Genomic DNA, 14764 nt, shown 5'->3' with positions numbered 1-14764 from the left:
AGCGAAGCGCTGGGCCATGCAGAGTCGGGGGTTTATCAATAACGGCGGGCGTAATTAACGGCGAGTGGCTTGAAAAAGTAAAACGATCGGTTTACTTTTAAAGAATGAAAAAGAGAGATGATATCCTTCAGGCCGCCGAGCGGCTCTTCTATACCCACGGCTTCCACGCCACCAGTACCGACCAACTCTGTCGCGAAGCGGGCGTTTCGACACGCACGCTTTATCATCATTTCGCCTCGCGTGAAGCACTTACCGCCGCGGTGCTTGACGCCCGCGAACAGCGCTTTATGGCGGCGCTGCTGCCAGCGCAACAGCCTGAGGCAATCGCGCATCTGTTTACGGTACTGGGTGAGTGGACGACGTTAAATGGCGCGCGAGGCTGCTTCTTTCTGAAAGCCTGGGGGGAATATGCCGAGCGGGATAGCGGGCTGGCATCTCAGGCACTGGCCTTTCGCGCCACGATGCGCGCTTACATTACGCAATGCGTGACGCATCTGCGCGGCGAAGTTAATCAGCAGCTGAGTGATGCCATCTGGATACTCTTTGAGGGAGCGATTACCACCGCGCTGATTACCGGTCCTGCCGCTGTACGACAGGCGGCACAGGTCGCCAGCCAGTTATTGCAGCGTGGTGAGGTCAGATGAGGTCACCCGCCGCGCTGGCGCTGACCGGCTTTAGCCTGATTGCTGTGACTTACGGCATGGCGCGCTTCTCGTGGGGATTGATGCTGCCTTCGATCTCAGCCGATATCCCGTTCAGCCCGCAGCAGGCAGGCTTGCTGTCAGCCTGCAGCTTTGTGGCCTACTGCCTCACTATTCTCACCGCAGCCGCACTGGCAGACCGCTATGGTGCCCGACTGACCGCGCTGCTGGCGGCCCTGAGTGCCGCATCGGGGTTGCTGCTGCTTGCCTGCGCCTCCTCACCGCTACTGCTGGCGACAGGACTGTTTGTTGCCGGATTGAGTTCAGGGCTGGCCTCGCCTGCACTGGCCGCGGCTGTCAGTAACAGGATTGCGGCTGTAGATCAGCCGCGTATCAATACCCTGATTAACGCCGGCACCAGCGCCGGTATCATTCTGACCGTGGTGATCCTGAGCGTGCTGCCAGGCGGATGGCGGGCCGCCTGCATGCTGTTCGCCCTGCTGTCACTGGCCTGTATGCTGCCGGTAATCCGCGTGCTGTCGGTTCATGCTGTCGGCAGCGCTACTAAAGCGCGATGCTGGCACCAGCGTCTGTACCGTCGCGCTATGCGCCGGCTGATGGGCATAGCGCTGGTTTCAGGTCTGATCAGTGCGGCCTGGTGGAGCTTTGGGTCGGCGCTGCTGCGCCAGCATGTCGGCGTTGATGCAGAGACCGCCCGTTTACTCTGGCTGGTTGCCGGAGGTGCAGGCATTGTGGGTGCAGCAACCGGCCCGGTCGCTGCCCGTATCGGGCTGAACGCGGTTTACCGGCTGTCACTCTGCGGAATGGCATTGCCACTGCTGGTTCTGGCCTTCAGTCACGGTGAATCTACCGGTTTACTGGTTGCGGTGGCCTGCTGCGGCGCAGGATACGTGACGTTGTCGGGCGTGTTGCTGGTATGGGGAGCACAGGCCACGGCTGAAGAGCCCGCGACAGGCGTCGGTATCCTGTTTTTTATGCTGGCAGTCGGTCAGGTTGCGGGATCGCTGCTGTTTGGTCAGCTTTACGCCGCGCTGGGTGCCGGTACGGCATTAACGCTGTTTGCGCTCAGCGCCCTGCTCCTGCTGTTTATTACACCATCGCAGAATAGTGACGCATCAGATAAATAAGCCGTAAATTACAAACAGCGTCATAAATCGTGGCGGGAATTAACTGATAATGTTATTTACCAGACAACGTAAAACAGAACTGACCAGCTCATCAGAAATAATAATATCACTTTTATAATTAAACGGATAAAGGCAGCCCCGAAGTTTTTCAGATCGCGCGGATATTTTTAATCCGTGGATTCACCTTTTGCTGAAGTAAATCTTCAGCGGGACCCAGATAATAAGGCACCGCACACTGCTTACCATCTTTGGTAAAAATAATCTGGTTATCCTGCAGGAATAACGCCGTAAAATGGCCCAGCACGACCCCATTTAATTCGAAGCAGTGATTTCGTGCTGCACGCAGCCCCTGCTTACTATTCAGAAAATCAACAAATCGCATCACGCTGCGCCTCCCGTCAATTAATTCACCCTATCGGAACGGCACAGATAATAGCCTTAACCCCGTTGCGGATCATCCGGCTGACGCTGTTTTCAGAATAGGCTTAACCGCCATTCAGAAGCGGGGTTCACCGGCAGAGATGAGTATTCCCTTTTCGCCAGGCATAGTCCTGGGGGAAGCGCCCGTATTAAAATTGCTGACGCGCACGAGATTTATATTGCGCGCTATGAGCACCCGCTATACCGTTGTTTTTCAACAGGTGCAGACGATCAGGGCAAACCTCATGATGGAAATTTTTGATGCAGATGAACGCCACATCCCGGCGATTCAGCAGATTTACGCCTGGCATGTCCTTAACGGCACCGGCTCATTTGAGACCGTGCCCCCTGACGCTGCAGAGATGGGCGAGCGAATGCGTAAGATACAGCAGGCGGAGCTGCCGTGGTTCATCGCTGTCAGCGACGGCGACGTACGTGGATTTTGCTATCTGGCACCTTACCGCCCGCGCCACGCCTACCGCCATACGCTGGAAGACTCGATTTATATCGACCCCGGCTTTCAGAAGCGCGGTGCCGGTTCACGTCTGCTGGAGCATACCATCCAGTGGGCGGAGCAGAAAGGCTACCGCCAGTTGATCGCCAACGTCGGCGACAGCGAGAACCGGGGGTCGATTGCCGTGCACCAGGCAGCAGGATTTGAAATGACCGGCATTCTGCGCTCGGTGGGGTTTAAACAGGGCCGCTGGCTGGATACCGTTTTTATGCAACGTTCTCTGGGAACAGGCGATACCACGCCGCCAGTTGACTAAAATATTAGCGTCAGAATAAGAAAGTCATACTGGCCCTCGTTTTCCCAAGGAGAAGCTTCTGGTAAGGTGCCTTAACAAAAAATAAAAAATTCCGGAAACCTTTATGTTGTCGACAATCATCTATCGCAGCCACATCACTGAACATGTGCAGCTCGAGACCCTGAATGATTTGGCGCGGAAAGCGAATAAAATCAACAAATCGTCCAGTGTCACCGGAATTTTACTGTTCAATGGCACGCATTTTTTCCAGCTTCTGGAAGGCCCGGAGGCGGCGGTTAAGGCGGTCTATAGCCGGATTTGCCAGGATCCGCGCCACCACAATCTGGTCGAACTGCTGCGCGATTACGCTCCGGCGCGACGTTTTGGTCATGTTGGTATGGAGCTCTTCGATCTGCGGCTGCACGATCAGGAAACCGTGCTGGAGTCAGTGCTGGAAAAATGCACGACGAAATATCAGATGACCTATGCCGATCGTGCACTGCAGTTCCTGCGCACCTTTGTTGAAGCGCGCGAAAAAGAGAACTATTTTGAGATCCCTGCCGCCAGCGGCTGGACGTTTATTCGTAATGAGACAGAGCAGCGCGAAGGCGATGCGGCGCTGTTGGCTACGGATGAAGTCAGCTTTGCGTTTCAGCCTATTGTTGATCCCTTCGCCTGCGAGATCGTTTCACTGGAAGCACTGCTGCGCGGTCCGCAGGGAGAATCGCCGCTCGACTACTTTGCCCGACTGACACGCGAGCAGCTTTATCGGGTCGATCTGCAGTCGAAAAAGATCGCCTTTGCGCAGGCGAAGAAGCTGGGGATTGAGGGGATGACCCTGTCGATCAATCTGCTGCCGATGACGCTGGTAGAAGTGCCCGACGCCGTCCCCTTTTTGCTGGATGAGATTGCGGCCCATGGGCTGGTGCCCGAGCAGGTCATGGTTGAGTTCACCGAGAATGAAATCATCTCGCAGCCGGAAGCGTTTGAAGCCGCCATCAGGCAGCTGAAAGCGGCCGGTATCAGCCTGGCGCTGGATGATTTCGGTGCCGGTTTTGCCGGGCTGTCGCTACTGACCCGCATTCAGCCCGACAAAATTAAGATCGATCGCGCCATCATCTCAGACGTGCATAAAAGTGGGCCGAAACAGGCGATCATCCACGCCATTCTGAAATGCTGCGCCTCACTGGAGATCGGTGTGATCGCCGAAGGCATTGAACAACCGGAAGAGTGGATGTGGCTGGAAGCCGCGGGCGTGACCCAGTTCCAGGGGTTCCTGTTCTCGGAGCCTGAACTGAATGGCGTTGCGGCCGTGGCCTGGCCGGAGCTGATTTAACCTCCTGCGATTTGGATGATTTTACGTCTCCCTGCCTTGCTGGATCACCCGGCGGCTGCTAAATAATTAACAGCGCCGGAGGATCATCTTTCTGTCATCTTCCCGCGTCACAGTCAGTCATGACCCCATCAGTGATTAAATGTTTAGCAGTCAGATGTTCAGTGTTTAGGCCAGCGCTACGCGCCATGCGTGCGACGTGACTCCAGGGACAGCATTTGAGGAACTGAATGAAGCAAATCATCCGCGGTGATAAAGAACCCTCCCATATTCTGGCTGCGACCCGTGCGCTCGAAGCGCACTACGCCCGCTACGGAGAAGGTAATAAGTACCATCCCATCATCTATTCCATCGCATACCGCAGCCGGTTTTATCAGGTTGAGGTCATTACCCGACGTGAAACCATGGTAGCCACGGTGATTACCGGGGTTCGTAATCTGACGCATCTCTCCGGCGCCGCCTGACGGCCGCCTGCTCGCCTGCGGGGGCAAACTGGCCCCCGCAATCCCCCGCTTAACGCTGGTAGAGGGAATTGGCCGGATAAATTGCGCCTATCACGCTTTTCTCTCGTGCGCCCGTCACCGCAGGCAGATTGCCCGGCAGACCGGAGAGCGTACGGAACGCCAGCCAGGCAAACGCCAGCGCCTCCATGTCATCACCACTGATACCCGCCGCATCGGTGGTCGCCACTTCGGTTCCCGGAAGGTGTGCTGCCAGCCGCGCCATCAGCAGCGGATTGCGACTGCCACCGCCACACACCAGCAGACGATCGCAGCCATCATTGAGTAACACCTGCTGTGTAATGGTGATGGCGGTCAGCTCCACCAGCGTGGCCTGCACATCCTGCGGTGCCAGACCCGGGAAATAGCGCAGATGCTGCTCCAGCCAGCCCAGATTGAAGTGTTCGCGCCCGGTGCTCTTCGGCGGCGGCAACGCAAACCAGGGTTCGCGCAACAGCGCCTCCAGCAGAGCCGGGATCACCGAGCCGCTGCGCGCCCACTGCGCATCTTTGTCATAAGGCTGACCCTGATTGCGCCATATCCAGGCGTCCATCAGCATATTGCCGGGACCGGTATCGAAGCCGCGCACCGCCTGTCCCGGGATCAGCAGCGAGAGATTGGCGATGCCACCAATATTCAGCACCATGCGGCGTTCTGCGGCATCCATCAGCAGCGCCTGATGAAAAGCAGGCACCAGCGGCGCGCCCTGCCCGCCCAGCGCCATGTCACGGCGGCGAAAATCGCCCACCACGGTGACGCCGGTTGCCGCGACGATCTGGTTATTGTCACCAATCTGCAGCGTATTTGGCGCGTCACTCTGGGGCTCATGCCAGACGGTCTGACCATGACAGCCAATCGCCGTGATATCGCTGGCCTCCAGCGATTCGCGCTTCATTAATGTCACGACGGCTTCAGCGAAGAGCTGGCCGAGGCGGGTATCAAGCTGACCGAGCTGTGACAGGGTCAGGGACTGGCCCTGGCAAATCGCCAGAATGGCCTGACGCAGCGCAGGTGGCATCGAATGGCAGTAACTCGCCTGCTGCGCCACCATATTCTCATCAATGGCGGCCAGCACCACATCCACGCCATCCAGGCTGGTGCCTGACATTACCCCGATATAGCGTCCTGATTTCATAACCATTCCTTACTTCCGGCGGGAAGTGCGATTCATCTGCGGTTAGCCTGACAAATAATGATCGCTAATTCTATGATTAAATTCTTTTTATCCGATCGTGCTGACCAGTAACGTTACGGGAATATTTTTAAACGACGATTGAATTATTGTTGATCTTACATAGTCTATGCTTCGTCCAACCGTGTTTTATTCGGACAGGGATTAATTTGCCAGTTTTGTGTCTTATACTGTGTGCAGGATATAGCGATAAACGTGGCGCCTTCTCGACTAAAGGAGTTTCAAATGATTAAGCGTGTAATTGTGGTCGCTCTGGCCGGTGCGATGCTGGCAGGTTGTAGCAATACCAGTACGCTGTCGGGTGACACCTACAGTGCCAGTGAAGCCAAGCAGGTGCAGAGCGTGTCGTACGGTACGTTAGTCTCTGTGCGTCCGGTGAAAATCCAGGGCGGTGATGAAAGCAACGTCATCGGTGCAATCGGTGGTGCGGTGCTGGGTGGCTTCCTGGGTAATACCATTGGTGGCGGCACCGGACGTAGCCTGGCAACAGCCGGTGGTGCGGTTCTGGGTGGCGTAGCAGGCCAGGGTGTTCAGGGCGCAATCAATAAAACCGATGGCGTTGAGCTGGAAATCCGTAAGGATGATGGCAACACCATCATGGTGGTTCAGAAACAGGCCGCCTCGCGTTACTCCGTTGGCCAGCGTGTTGTCATGGCGTCCAACGGCAGCCAGGTGACGGTTTCACCTCGCTAAGGCTGCAAAACAAAAAACCGACGCCCGGGCGTCGGTTTTTTTATTTCTCTTTGTGCTGAAGTTCGAGAATGTTTTTCTCAAGCCGGGCGATCAGCGTCACCATCTGACTAATCTCTTCCCGACTGATGCCGGACAGAATGTCATCCCGCGTCTCATCAATCACACTCTCAACCTGTTCGATAATCGGCTCCGCCTGCTGCGTCAGCTTAATGCGCTTGGCGCGACGATCGTTGGCGCAGGTCGAACGGGTAATCAATCCTTTCTCTTCCAGTTGATCCAGCGTCCGCACCAGCGAAGGCTGTTCAATACCAATCGCCTTGGCTAACTGAATCTGCGACTGTTCGGGCGGCAGTTGATGAATATTGTGCAACGTCACCCAGTGAGTCTGAGTCAGCTCAAGCGGCTTGAGCCGCTGATCAATCAACGCGCGCCAGATGCGCACCAGGCGAGATAAATCCGTTCCGAGGGGCGTATCCATTTCATCTCCTTATAATTAGCTTGCTAGCTATCAAGCCAGATTTTACACTATTCTGCGAGTTTACAGGACAAATTACAAATCCCGGACCAGGCTACGATTACGCGGCAGCGCGTTCAGTCTGCCGTCTGGGTTAACGAAGGATGTTATCACGTGCTCACTCCTGCTTTTTCAGGTGCTAAACCGCTAACCGATCTGGTCGTGGGTGCCTCGCTTTTTTTCCCGCCGATATTCAAAGCGGTGCTGCTCGGCTTCTTTTTCTGGCTGCTGATTCACCCGCTGGTGCGCGGCTGGATCTACTCCGGCGACGTCTGGCATCCCACCCTGTTTGATCTCTCCCTGTTTGTGCTGTGCGTTACCGCCGCACTCTGGCTCATCGGTCACGGATAATCGATATGAAATTTAACGCGGTAAAATACTTTTCAACGCTGATTGTGTTTGCGCTGGCGCTGCTGGCCGGTGGCTGGCTGTGGAACTACTACATGCAGTCGCCCTGGACGCGTGACGGAAAAGTGCGGGCAGAACTGGTGGATATTACGCCTCAGGTGTCGGGCCGGATTACGCAACTGAAGGTCAGAGACAATCAGTTCGTGCATCAGGGCCAGCTGCTGTTAACACTGGACCCGGTGCCATGGCAGATTGCACTCGACAACGCTGCCGCCCAGCTCAGCAAAGCGCAGGCGGACCTGGCGAAAGCGCAGCATGAATATCACCGGCGCAGCAGTCTGCCGCGTAACATCATCTCCGCCGAGGATTTGGATGCGGCACGCTTAAGCGCGGAAGCCACCGCCGCCAGTGCCAAAGCCGCGCAGGCGGAGCTGGAGCGGGCGCGCTGGAATCTGCAGCAGACGACGCTGACCGCACCGACAGATGGCTGGATCACGAATCTGACGCTTCGTCCCGGCAACTATGCGACAGCGGGGTCGCCCCTGTTTGCGCTGGTCGACAGCCACTCTTATTACGTCTTAGGCTATTTTGAAGAGACCAAGCTGCGCCATATTCACGCTGGTGCGGCGGCTCAGGTGGTGCTTTACAGCAATGGCATGCGGCTGCAGGGCCAGGTGGACAGTATTGGCCGCGCTATCTATGACCAGAGCATTGAGACCGACAGCGGTCTGGTGCCCGATATCAAACCCAACGTGCCCTGGGTGCGGCTGGCGCAGCGGGTGCCGGTGCGCATTCGTCTCGATCCGCTCCCGGCTGATGCCAGTCTGGTTGCGGGCACCAGCTGCACCATCACCATCCAGCCATGAATGTTCAGTGGCTGGCCTGGGATCAACTGCCCTGGATTAAGGCGAACGGCGGTCAGTGGCGCTATGCGTTGCGGAATGCTATCGCGATGTGTCTGGCGCTGAGCATCGCCTATGGCCTGGATCTTGATGAGCCTTACTGGGCGATGACCTCCGCCGCCGTGATCAGCTTTCCTACCGTGGGCGGCGCGATCGGTAAAAGTCTGGGCCGCATCGTCGGCAGTCTGCTCGGGGCCACCGCCGCGCTGCTGATTGCCGGACATACTCTGAATGAGCCCTGGCTGTTTACCTTTGCGATTGCCGGCTGGCTGGCGCTCTGCACCGGCATTGCAAACCACTACCAGAACAATGTCGCCTATGCCTTTTCGCTGGCGGGTTACACCGCCGCTATTATTGCCTTCAGCAGCGTCAACATCACTGATATCACCTCGCTGTGGACGATCGCCCAGGCTCGCGTCTGTGAGGTGATCTCCGGTATTCTGTGCGCCGGTTTGATGATGATGGTGCTGCCGAGCACCTCCGATGGCGAAACGCTGATTACCTCCCTGAAACAGATGCATGCGCGATTGCTGGAACATGCGGTATTACTGCTGCAGCCCTCGGCCAGCGATACCATTCGCACCGCACATGAAAACGTCATCAGCCAGATCCTCACCATGAACCTGCTGCGCATTCAGGCGTTCTGGAGCCACTACCGTTTTCGCCGACAGAACAACGTCCTGAACTATGTGCTGCACCAGCAGTTGCGACTTACCAGCGTGCTCTCCAGCCTGCGCCGTATGCTGCTCAACTGGCCTGACGCGCCAGAGGCGCTGTTTGAGGCGCTGCAGCAACTGCTGGCGGAGCTGGCAAAACCGGCGTGTGATAAATATCGTCTGGCGCAAATCCTGCGCAGCGTGACACCCGCAGCGGATGGCGACTACCGGCAGCGCGCCTTTTGTCAGCGGCTGCGCTACTTCTGCTGGATGTACCTCAACGTGCTGCGCTGGATCCGTCTGCTGGATCGCGCCGATGCCGATACCCGCTTTCAGCCACCGCCGGTTCCGGCGCTGGCGCGTGACAGTGACAGTGCCGAAGCGGGCTGGAGCGCCCTGCGCACCTTCTGCGTGATCGTACTGGGCTGCGCCTTCTGGATTAATACGCAATGGTCTTCCGGGGCCTCGGCGCTCACCCTGACCGCCATTGCCTGCGTGCTTTATGCCTCTGCCCCTTCACCCGGGGGCAGCGTCACGCTGCTGCTGAAAACGCTGCTGTGGCTGTTTGCATTTAGTTTTGTGATGAAGTTTGGCCTGATGGTGCAGATCGGTCAGCTATGGCCGTTTTTACTGTTTCTGTTTCCGCTGCTGGTGACGCTGCAACTCTTCAAGCTGCAGCAGAAACAGCGCGCCGGGATGTGGGGGCAGTTCATCGTCTTTATGGGCTCGTTTATCGCGGTGACTAACCCGCCCACGTGGGATTATCAGGACTTTTTTAACGATAACATCGCCAAAGTCTGCGGAGTGCTGCTCGCCTGGCTGGCGTTTCAGATCCTGCGGCCCAGCTCCGATGCGCGGCGCAGCCGGCGGCATATCCGGGCACTGCGGCTGGCGTTTCTCGATCAGCTGCGGCAACGACCCCGGCTCAGCGAGAGCCGCTTTGAATCGCAGATTTATCATCGCATCAGCCAGCTCAGCCATAGCCGGGATGAGCAGGCGCGCGTCTGGCTTCTGCGCTGGGGCGTGGTGCTGCTCAACTGTTCGCATATCGTCTGGCAGCTGCGTGAATGGCGCGCCGGTTCAGCAACGCTGATGGCATTTCGCGATAACAGCCTGCAAAATTTACAGCAGATTATCAGCAGCCGCGGCGTACGGCACAGTTCGCTGGAACAGATGCTGACGGAACTGGAAGCGACCATTACCGCGTTACTGGCGCTGGAAAACAATGAGGCCAGCGAACTGGCGGGGATTATCTGGCGATTACGCTGTTCGCTGGCACAGCTGAAGCAGGCTGTGCCGGAGTGATTACTGGCAATACTGCTGCTGTTGACGGTTAAAATCATCCTGCAGCTGTTGCAGCGTTTTATGGCCCTCGAAGCGGGTTTTATCCATCTCGGTCATCGGTTCAATCACCAGCGCTTTCTCATCAGGTGAGAAGATAAAGCGACGCGTCAGTTCGGTGCCGGTAAAACTCTGACCGTGAATGCCACCGCACACCATGGTCATGGTGCGGCGATAAATTGTGGTGTCAGTGAAATTGGTTTCAGTGGCGCTGCGAAAAACCTGATCGCACCCCTGCGCTTCCAGCTTGCGCACCATGTTCCGACTGAGCCATTCACGACCTTTGGCGATCTTTTCACAGGTGACACGCATCTTGCTGGTATCAATGGTGCGCTGAAGCTCCCGTCCGGTTTCAGTGACCAGCTGCGTATCATTGGGTTTATCGCATCCCACCAGCAGCAGACACAGCAGTAATGCACCCTTGAATTTCATTTTCCCGCTCCTTTCCTCATCACGCTTTCTTACCTGAATCAATATCATAGGGGGGAAATGACGGGGATGGTATAACAATTCATAAACAGGCGGGATAAAAAGGGCGGCTATTGCCTGCCGCCCGGAAATTCAGATAACGCCGCAGGCATAACGCGCCCCGCCGCCGCCCAGCGGTGCAGGATGATCGGCATGATTATCTCCGCCAGCATGCACCATCAGCGCTTTGCCTTTGATCTCTTTTAACGACTTCAGCCGTGGCGCCAGCACCGGATAGGTGGCACTGCCTTTCTCATCAACATAGATCGCGGGCAGGTCGCCCAGGTGACCTTCAGCATACGGCCCCAGATGTTTGCCGCTGTTAGCCGGATCCAGGTGACCGCCAGCCGCACCGGCGGCGACCACTTTCCCCTCAGATTCACCCGGTTCACAGCTGCCTTTAGCATGGACATGAAAACCGTGAATGCCCGGCTTCAGTCCCTGCAGGTCCGGCGTAAACTGCAGACCATACTGGGTCTCGTCAATCTTAACGGTGCCCAGCGATTTGCCAATCCCTTCAGCGGTAACCTGATGGATCGTAACCTGCTCGCTGGCAGCCTGTGCTGAGCCGCAGGCGATCAGCGCAAAAAGCGCAACTGCTTTCATTTTCATGTTGACTCCATTTGTATCCCAGGGTTTGAGATAAGTCTGGTCGCTGTTGCACTATTTTGCCGAAGATTGACGCAGTTTTACGCTTCAGGGCACATCAAATCCCAGCGCCGCTTTGCGAATACGGAACCACTGCTGCCGCGACAGGGATAAATCCAGTGCCCCGGCGGCTTCGCTGACGCGCGCCGTTTTGCCTGAGCCGATGATCGGCAGAGGCCGCGACGGCAGCATCAGTATCCAGGCATAGACCACCTGCTCCAGACTGGTGGCACCGGTTTCCTGCCGCACCACCTCCAGTTCATTACGCAGGGGCTGGAAGTGAGGATCGTTGAACAGACGTCCGCCACCGAGACAGGACCAGGCCATCGGACGAATGCGCAGTTGCTGGCACTGATCCAGCGATCCATCCAGTAATACGCTTTGCTGCACGGGTGAAATCTCCAGCTGATTTGTGACCAGCGAGAACGGCAGACGGGATTGCAGCAGTGAAAACTGGGATGGTGTGAAATTCGAGACGCCAAAATTCAGCACCTTGCCGCTTTGATGAAGTGCCATAAAGGCTTCAGCCACTTCGTCAGCCGCCATCAGCGGATCGGGACGATGGATCAGCAGCAGGTCGAGACGATCGGTGTGGAAATGGCGCAGCGAGTTTTCAGCACTCTGCAGGATATGATTTTTGTCGGTAATGTAGTGGCCAATCTGATGTTCAGGTCGGGCGCGGGTGGCAATGCCGCACTTGGTCACAATCTGAAGCTGATCGCGCAGTCCGGGAGCCAGCTTCAGCGCCTCGCCAAAGGCCGCCTCACACTGGTAGTCGCCGTAAATGTCCGCATGATCAACGGTAGTAATGCCGAGCCTCAGATGGTGCTCAATAAACGCAACCCGCTCCTGCGGCGACATGCCCCACTCCATCAGACGCCAGTACCCCATAACCAGCGGTGAAAAATCGGGGCCCTGTAAAGCGATGGCCTGCGGTTCTAACATGACGTTCTCCCTGTTGCGCGTTGGCTGTAATTAGTGTGTCAGAGAGTATAACGGAAAGCGGAAAGTCGTCAGAATAACTCCGGCTGTTGTGGCTCGGGTGGCTCTTCGCCTTTCTGCTGCCGCTGCAGGCGCAGACGACGCTGCTGACAGAGACGAATGACTTCCCGCTTTTGCGCATCGCTGAAGCGCAGCCAGTTGAACCGCTCATCGCGGCTGCGTAAACATCCCAGGCAGTAGCCACGTGCATCGGTCTGGCAGATGCCGCGACAGGGGCTGGGAACCGGGAAAAACTCAAGCTGCTCGGCCACCATGACTCCGGATTAACAGAATAAACAGTCCAGTAAAAAGCGTAGCCTGGATGCACAGGAATTAAGCTTTGCCCCGTCAGAATTATCCTTTTCTCTCACGGGTGAGTTAACACTCTGTGCCAAATGCACGGTGCAGCGTTGCATTAGACCAACCGGTCTACTACTCTCTCTGCCATGAATAAGACGCTACAACGCAATGAAACCCGCGAACACCTGCTCCAGACAGGTGAACAGCTCTGTCTGCAACGCGGCTTTACCGGAATGGGCCTCAGCGAACTGCTGACGCAGGCGGCGGTGCCGAAAGGCTCCTTCTACTACTATTTCCGCTCTAAAGAGGTGTTTGGCGTGGCGTTACTGGAACGCTACTTTGCGCGTTATCTGCAGGATGTTGAGTTACAGCTCAACCAGACAGACGGCACACCGCGTGAACGTCTGCTAAATCATTTTCGTGCTGCGGTTGAGCTGTTTGTGCAGCAGGGACACATTGTCGGTTGTCTGGGCGTGAAAGTTTCTGCTGAGGTCTGCGATCTTTCAGAGCCGATGCGAGACGCACTGCAGCAGGGTGCAGGAAAGATCACCGCGCTCTATGCCCGGACGCTGATTGCCGCAGAGCAGCAGGAGTCGCTGAGCCTGCCGCAGCCCCCCGCTCAGATGGCAGAGTTGCTGTCGCTGCTGTGGCTGGGCGCCAGTCTGCAGAGCAAAATTTCCCGCGAGGCGCAGCCACTGCGTCTGGCACTGAGTACCATCGAACAGTGGCTTAAAAGCCACTGATTTTTAAAAAACGTGTTTGTAGACGACTGGTCTACTAATCAGGAGCTATTATGGCGAGTACCCAGCTGTTTCGTCCGCTGAAAGTCGGCGCAATTACCGTCCCAAACCGCGTATTTATGGCACCGCTGACCCGTCTGCGCAGCATTGAGCCAGGCGACATCCCTACCCCGATGATGGCGGAGTATTACCGTCAGCGCGCCAGCGCCGGTCTGATTATCACCGAAGCAACCCAGATCTCTTTCCAGGCAAAAGGCTATGCCGGTGCGCCAGGCCTGCATACTCAACCGCAGATTGCCGCATGGAAAGTGATTAACGAAGGTGTCCATCAGGCAGGCGGTCATACCGCCGTACAGTTATGGCACACCGGTCGTATCTCGCATAACAGCGTGCAGCCGGAAGGCAAAGCACCGGTAGCGCCATCCGCCATTGCAGCGGGTACGCGTACGTCACTGCGTGCTGAAGATGGCAGCGTCTATCGCGAAGACACCTCTGTACCGCGCGAACTGACGGTGCCAGAGATCCAGCAGATCGTGGCCGATTTTGGTCAGGCTGCGGCGAACGCACGTGAAGCAGACTTCGACCTGCTTGAGCTGCACTCCGCGCACGGCTACCTGATTCACCAGTTCCTGGCACCGGGTTCAAACCAGCGTACCGACGAATATGGTGGCAGCATCGAAAAACGCGGTCGCTTTGCGCTGGAAGTGGTCGATGCGGTGATCGCCAACTGGTCAGCCGATCGCATTGGTATCCGCGTCTCGCCTATCGGCAGCTTCCAGAATCTGGACAACGGTCCGGATGAAGAAGAAGCGGCGCTGTGGTACATCGGTGAGCTGGCAAAACGCAACATCGCCTATCTGCACCTCTCTGAACCAGACTGGGCCGGCGGCAAGCCTTACACCGACGCCTTCCGTCAGAAAGTGCGCGATCTCTTCCCGGGCGCCATCATTGGTGCCGGTGCTTACACCGTTGAGAAAGCGGATGATCTGATTGGTCGCGGTCTGATCGATGCGGTTGCATTTGGTCGTGATTACATTGCTAACCCGGATCTGGTTGAGCGTCTGCAGCAGGATGCCCCACTCAACCCACAGCGCCCGGAAAGCTTCTACGGCGGCGGCGCGGAAGGTTATATCGACTACCCGACACTGTAATCTGTTTGGGCTGCCGTCCGGGACGATGACGGCAGCCAT

Annotated in this window: 18 protein-coding genes; 11 read left to right on the top strand and 7 right to left on the bottom strand. The window is 56.8% G+C overall.

The features are described from left to right. Positions 1–104: 104 nt before the first annotated feature. On the top strand, positions 105–644 hold the full coding sequence (locus tag AC6I8E_RS08535) for a TetR/AcrR family transcriptional regulator (protein WP_013357729.1): 540 nt from the start codon (positions 105–107) through the stop codon (positions 642–644). Next, positions 641–1789, top strand: coding sequence for an MFS transporter (locus tag AC6I8E_RS08530; protein WP_497824664.1), 1149 nt, complete (start codon positions 641–643; stop codon positions 1787–1789). The genes AC6I8E_RS08535 and AC6I8E_RS08530 overlap by 4 nt, the downstream gene beginning before the upstream one ends. 148 nt (positions 1790–1937) lie before the next feature. On the opposite strand, the gene AC6I8E_RS08525 is transcribed toward AC6I8E_RS08530, so the two are convergent. Next, positions 1938–2171, bottom strand: a complete 234-nt coding sequence (locus tag AC6I8E_RS08525) for a hypothetical protein (RefSeq protein ID WP_041456831.1) — start codon at positions 2169–2171, stop codon at positions 1938–1940. Between the two features lie 286 nt (positions 2172–2457). On the opposite strand from AC6I8E_RS08525, the gene AC6I8E_RS08520 reads away from it, so the two are divergent. The 3 genes from AC6I8E_RS08520 to AC6I8E_RS08510 all read left to right on the top strand — a co-directional run bounded on the left by AC6I8E_RS08520 (position 2458) and on the right by AC6I8E_RS08510 (position 4755). After that, positions 2458–2979, top strand: coding sequence for a GNAT family N-acetyltransferase (locus AC6I8E_RS08520; protein ID WP_497824698.1), 522 nt, complete (start codon positions 2458–2460; stop codon positions 2977–2979). A 103-nt stretch (positions 2980–3082) separates the two neighbouring features. After that, entirely contained in the window at positions 3083–4294 is a 1212-nt protein-coding gene (locus AC6I8E_RS08515) for a diguanylate phosphodiesterase (RefSeq protein WP_497824663.1), read from the top strand. Between the two features lie 227 nt (positions 4295–4521). Continuing rightward, positions 4522–4755 carry a DUF4060 family protein gene (locus tag AC6I8E_RS08510; protein ID WP_013357724.1) on the top strand — a complete coding sequence of 78 codons (234 nt, stop codon included), beginning with the start codon at positions 4522–4524 and terminating at the stop codon, positions 4753–4755. Between the two features lie 49 nt (positions 4756–4804). On the opposite strand, the gene anmK is transcribed toward AC6I8E_RS08510, so the two are convergent. Continuing rightward, positions 4805–5926: an anhydro-N-acetylmuramic acid kinase gene (gene anmK / locus AC6I8E_RS08505; protein ID WP_497824697.1), complete on the bottom strand. Its 1122-nt coding sequence runs from the start codon at positions 5924–5926 to the stop codon at positions 4805–4807. Between the two features lie 282 nt (positions 5927–6208). Between anmK and slyB the strand changes: the two genes are divergently transcribed. Next, positions 6209–6676 carry an outer membrane lipoprotein SlyB gene (slyB, locus tag AC6I8E_RS08500; protein WP_013357722.1) on the top strand — a complete coding sequence of 156 codons (468 nt, stop codon included), beginning with the start codon at positions 6209–6211 and terminating at the stop codon, positions 6674–6676. Positions 6677–6716: 40 nt separating this feature from the next. Here the strand turns inward: slyB and slyA are convergent, their stop codons facing one another. Next, the gene (slyA, locus tag AC6I8E_RS08495; protein ID WP_010245551.1) at positions 6717–7154 is read right to left on the bottom strand and encodes a transcriptional regulator SlyA; all 438 of its coding nucleotides are present in this window, start codon (positions 7152–7154) and stop codon (positions 6717–6719) included. Positions 7155–7304: 150 nt separating this feature from the next. Here slyA and AC6I8E_RS08490 point away from each other — a divergent pair, with 150 nt between their 5' ends. From AC6I8E_RS08490 to AC6I8E_RS08480, 3 genes are read left to right on the top strand one after another with little or no spacing between them, the layout of a single operon-like run. Next, positions 7305–7541, top strand: coding sequence for a DUF1656 domain-containing protein (locus AC6I8E_RS08490; RefSeq protein WP_013357721.1), 237 nt, complete (start codon positions 7305–7307; stop codon positions 7539–7541). A gap of 5 nt (positions 7542–7546) precedes the next feature. Further along, on the top strand, positions 7547–8404 hold the full coding sequence (locus tag AC6I8E_RS08485) for an efflux RND transporter periplasmic adaptor subunit (RefSeq protein WP_013357720.1): 858 nt from the start codon (positions 7547–7549) through the stop codon (positions 8402–8404). After that, the gene (locus AC6I8E_RS08480) at positions 8401–10401 is read left to right on the top strand and encodes an FUSC family protein (protein WP_095707269.1); all 2001 of its coding nucleotides are present in this window, start codon (positions 8401–8403) and stop codon (positions 10399–10401) included. The genes AC6I8E_RS08485 and AC6I8E_RS08480 overlap by 4 nt, the downstream gene beginning before the upstream one ends. Here AC6I8E_RS08480 and AC6I8E_RS08475 read toward each other — a convergent pair whose 3' ends face one another. From AC6I8E_RS08475 to AC6I8E_RS08460, 4 genes are all read right to left on the bottom strand, one after another. Further along, the gene (locus AC6I8E_RS08475; protein ID WP_013357718.1) at positions 10402–10869 is read right to left on the bottom strand and encodes a hypothetical protein; all 468 of its coding nucleotides are present in this window, start codon (positions 10867–10869) and stop codon (positions 10402–10404) included. A gap of 129 nt (positions 10870–10998) precedes the next feature. Further along, the gene (gene sodC, locus AC6I8E_RS08470; protein WP_013357717.1) at positions 10999–11517 is read right to left on the bottom strand and encodes a superoxide dismutase family protein; all 519 of its coding nucleotides are present in this window, start codon (positions 11515–11517) and stop codon (positions 10999–11001) included. Between the two features lie 84 nt (positions 11518–11601). Continuing rightward, positions 11602–12498, bottom strand: coding sequence for an aldo/keto reductase (locus tag AC6I8E_RS08465; protein WP_195857039.1), 897 nt, complete (start codon positions 12496–12498; stop codon positions 11602–11604). 68 nt (positions 12499–12566) lie between these two features. Then, positions 12567–12806: a DUF1289 domain-containing protein gene (locus tag AC6I8E_RS08460; protein ID WP_107320176.1), complete on the bottom strand. Its 240-nt coding sequence runs from the start codon at positions 12804–12806 to the stop codon at positions 12567–12569. 174 nt (positions 12807–12980) lie between these two features. Between AC6I8E_RS08460 and AC6I8E_RS08455 the strand changes: the two genes are divergently transcribed. Beyond that, positions 12981–13577 (top strand): TetR/AcrR family transcriptional regulator, encoded by a 597-nt coding sequence (locus tag AC6I8E_RS08455; protein ID WP_312215194.1) that lies wholly within the window; start codon positions 12981–12983, stop codon positions 13575–13577. A gap of 50 nt (positions 13578–13627) precedes the next feature. Then, entirely contained in the window at positions 13628–14725 is a 1098-nt protein-coding gene (locus AC6I8E_RS08450) for an alkene reductase (RefSeq protein WP_033782946.1), read from the top strand. Positions 14726–14764 lie beyond the last annotated feature (39 nt).

Source organism: Pantoea sp. X-Soil-YNGN-785 (genome assembly GCF_059730585.1).
Note: the sequence above shows the minus strand (reverse complement) of the source record. Positions and strands in the feature narration are given on the sequence as shown.

Excerpts from the sequence above, each read along its gene's own strand:
- AC6I8E_RS08515 (WP_497824663.1), top strand. The coding sequence starts at position 3,083 with ATGTTGTCGACAATCATCTATCGCAGCCACATCACTGAACATGTGCAG.
- slyB (WP_013357722.1), top strand. The coding sequence starts at position 6,209 with ATGATTAAGCGTGTAATTGTGGTCGCTCTGGCCGGTGCGATGCTGGCA.
- slyA (WP_010245551.1), bottom strand. The coding sequence starts at position 7,154 with ATGGATACGCCCCTCGGAACGGATTTATCTCGCCTGGTGCGCATCTGG.
- AC6I8E_RS08530 (WP_497824664.1), top strand. The coding sequence starts at position 641 with ATGAGGTCACCCGCCGCGCTGGCGCTGACCGGCTTTAGCCTGATTGCT.
- AC6I8E_RS08475 (WP_013357718.1), bottom strand. The coding sequence starts at position 10,869 with ATGAAATTCAAGGGTGCATTACTGCTGTGTCTGCTGCTGGTGGGATGC.
- anmK (WP_497824697.1), bottom strand. The coding sequence starts at position 5,926 with ATGAAATCAGGACGCTATATCGGGGTAATGTCAGGCACCAGCCTGGAT.
- AC6I8E_RS08525 (WP_041456831.1), bottom strand. The coding sequence starts at position 2,171 with ATGCGATTTGTTGATTTTCTGAATAGTAAGCAGGGGCTGCGTGCAGCA.
- AC6I8E_RS08465 (WP_195857039.1), bottom strand. The coding sequence starts at position 12,498 with ATGTTAGAACCGCAGGCCATCGCTTTACAGGGCCCCGATTTTTCACCG.
- AC6I8E_RS08520 (WP_497824698.1), top strand. The coding sequence starts at position 2,458 with ATGGAAATTTTTGATGCAGATGAACGCCACATCCCGGCGATTCAGCAG.
- AC6I8E_RS08450 (WP_033782946.1), top strand. The coding sequence starts at position 13,628 with ATGGCGAGTACCCAGCTGTTTCGTCCGCTGAAAGTCGGCGCAATTACC.
- AC6I8E_RS08455 (WP_312215194.1), top strand. The coding sequence starts at position 12,981 with ATGAATAAGACGCTACAACGCAATGAAACCCGCGAACACCTGCTCCAG.
- AC6I8E_RS08480 (WP_095707269.1), top strand. The coding sequence starts at position 8,401 with ATGAATGTTCAGTGGCTGGCCTGGGATCAACTGCCCTGGATTAAGGCG.
- AC6I8E_RS08535 (WP_013357729.1), top strand. The coding sequence starts at position 105 with ATGAAAAAGAGAGATGATATCCTTCAGGCCGCCGAGCGGCTCTTCTAT.
- AC6I8E_RS08510 (WP_013357724.1), top strand. The coding sequence starts at position 4,522 with ATGAAGCAAATCATCCGCGGTGATAAAGAACCCTCCCATATTCTGGCT.
- sodC (WP_013357717.1), bottom strand. The coding sequence starts at position 11,517 with ATGAAAATGAAAGCAGTTGCGCTTTTTGCGCTGATCGCCTGCGGCTCA.
- AC6I8E_RS08485 (WP_013357720.1), top strand. The coding sequence starts at position 7,547 with ATGAAATTTAACGCGGTAAAATACTTTTCAACGCTGATTGTGTTTGCG.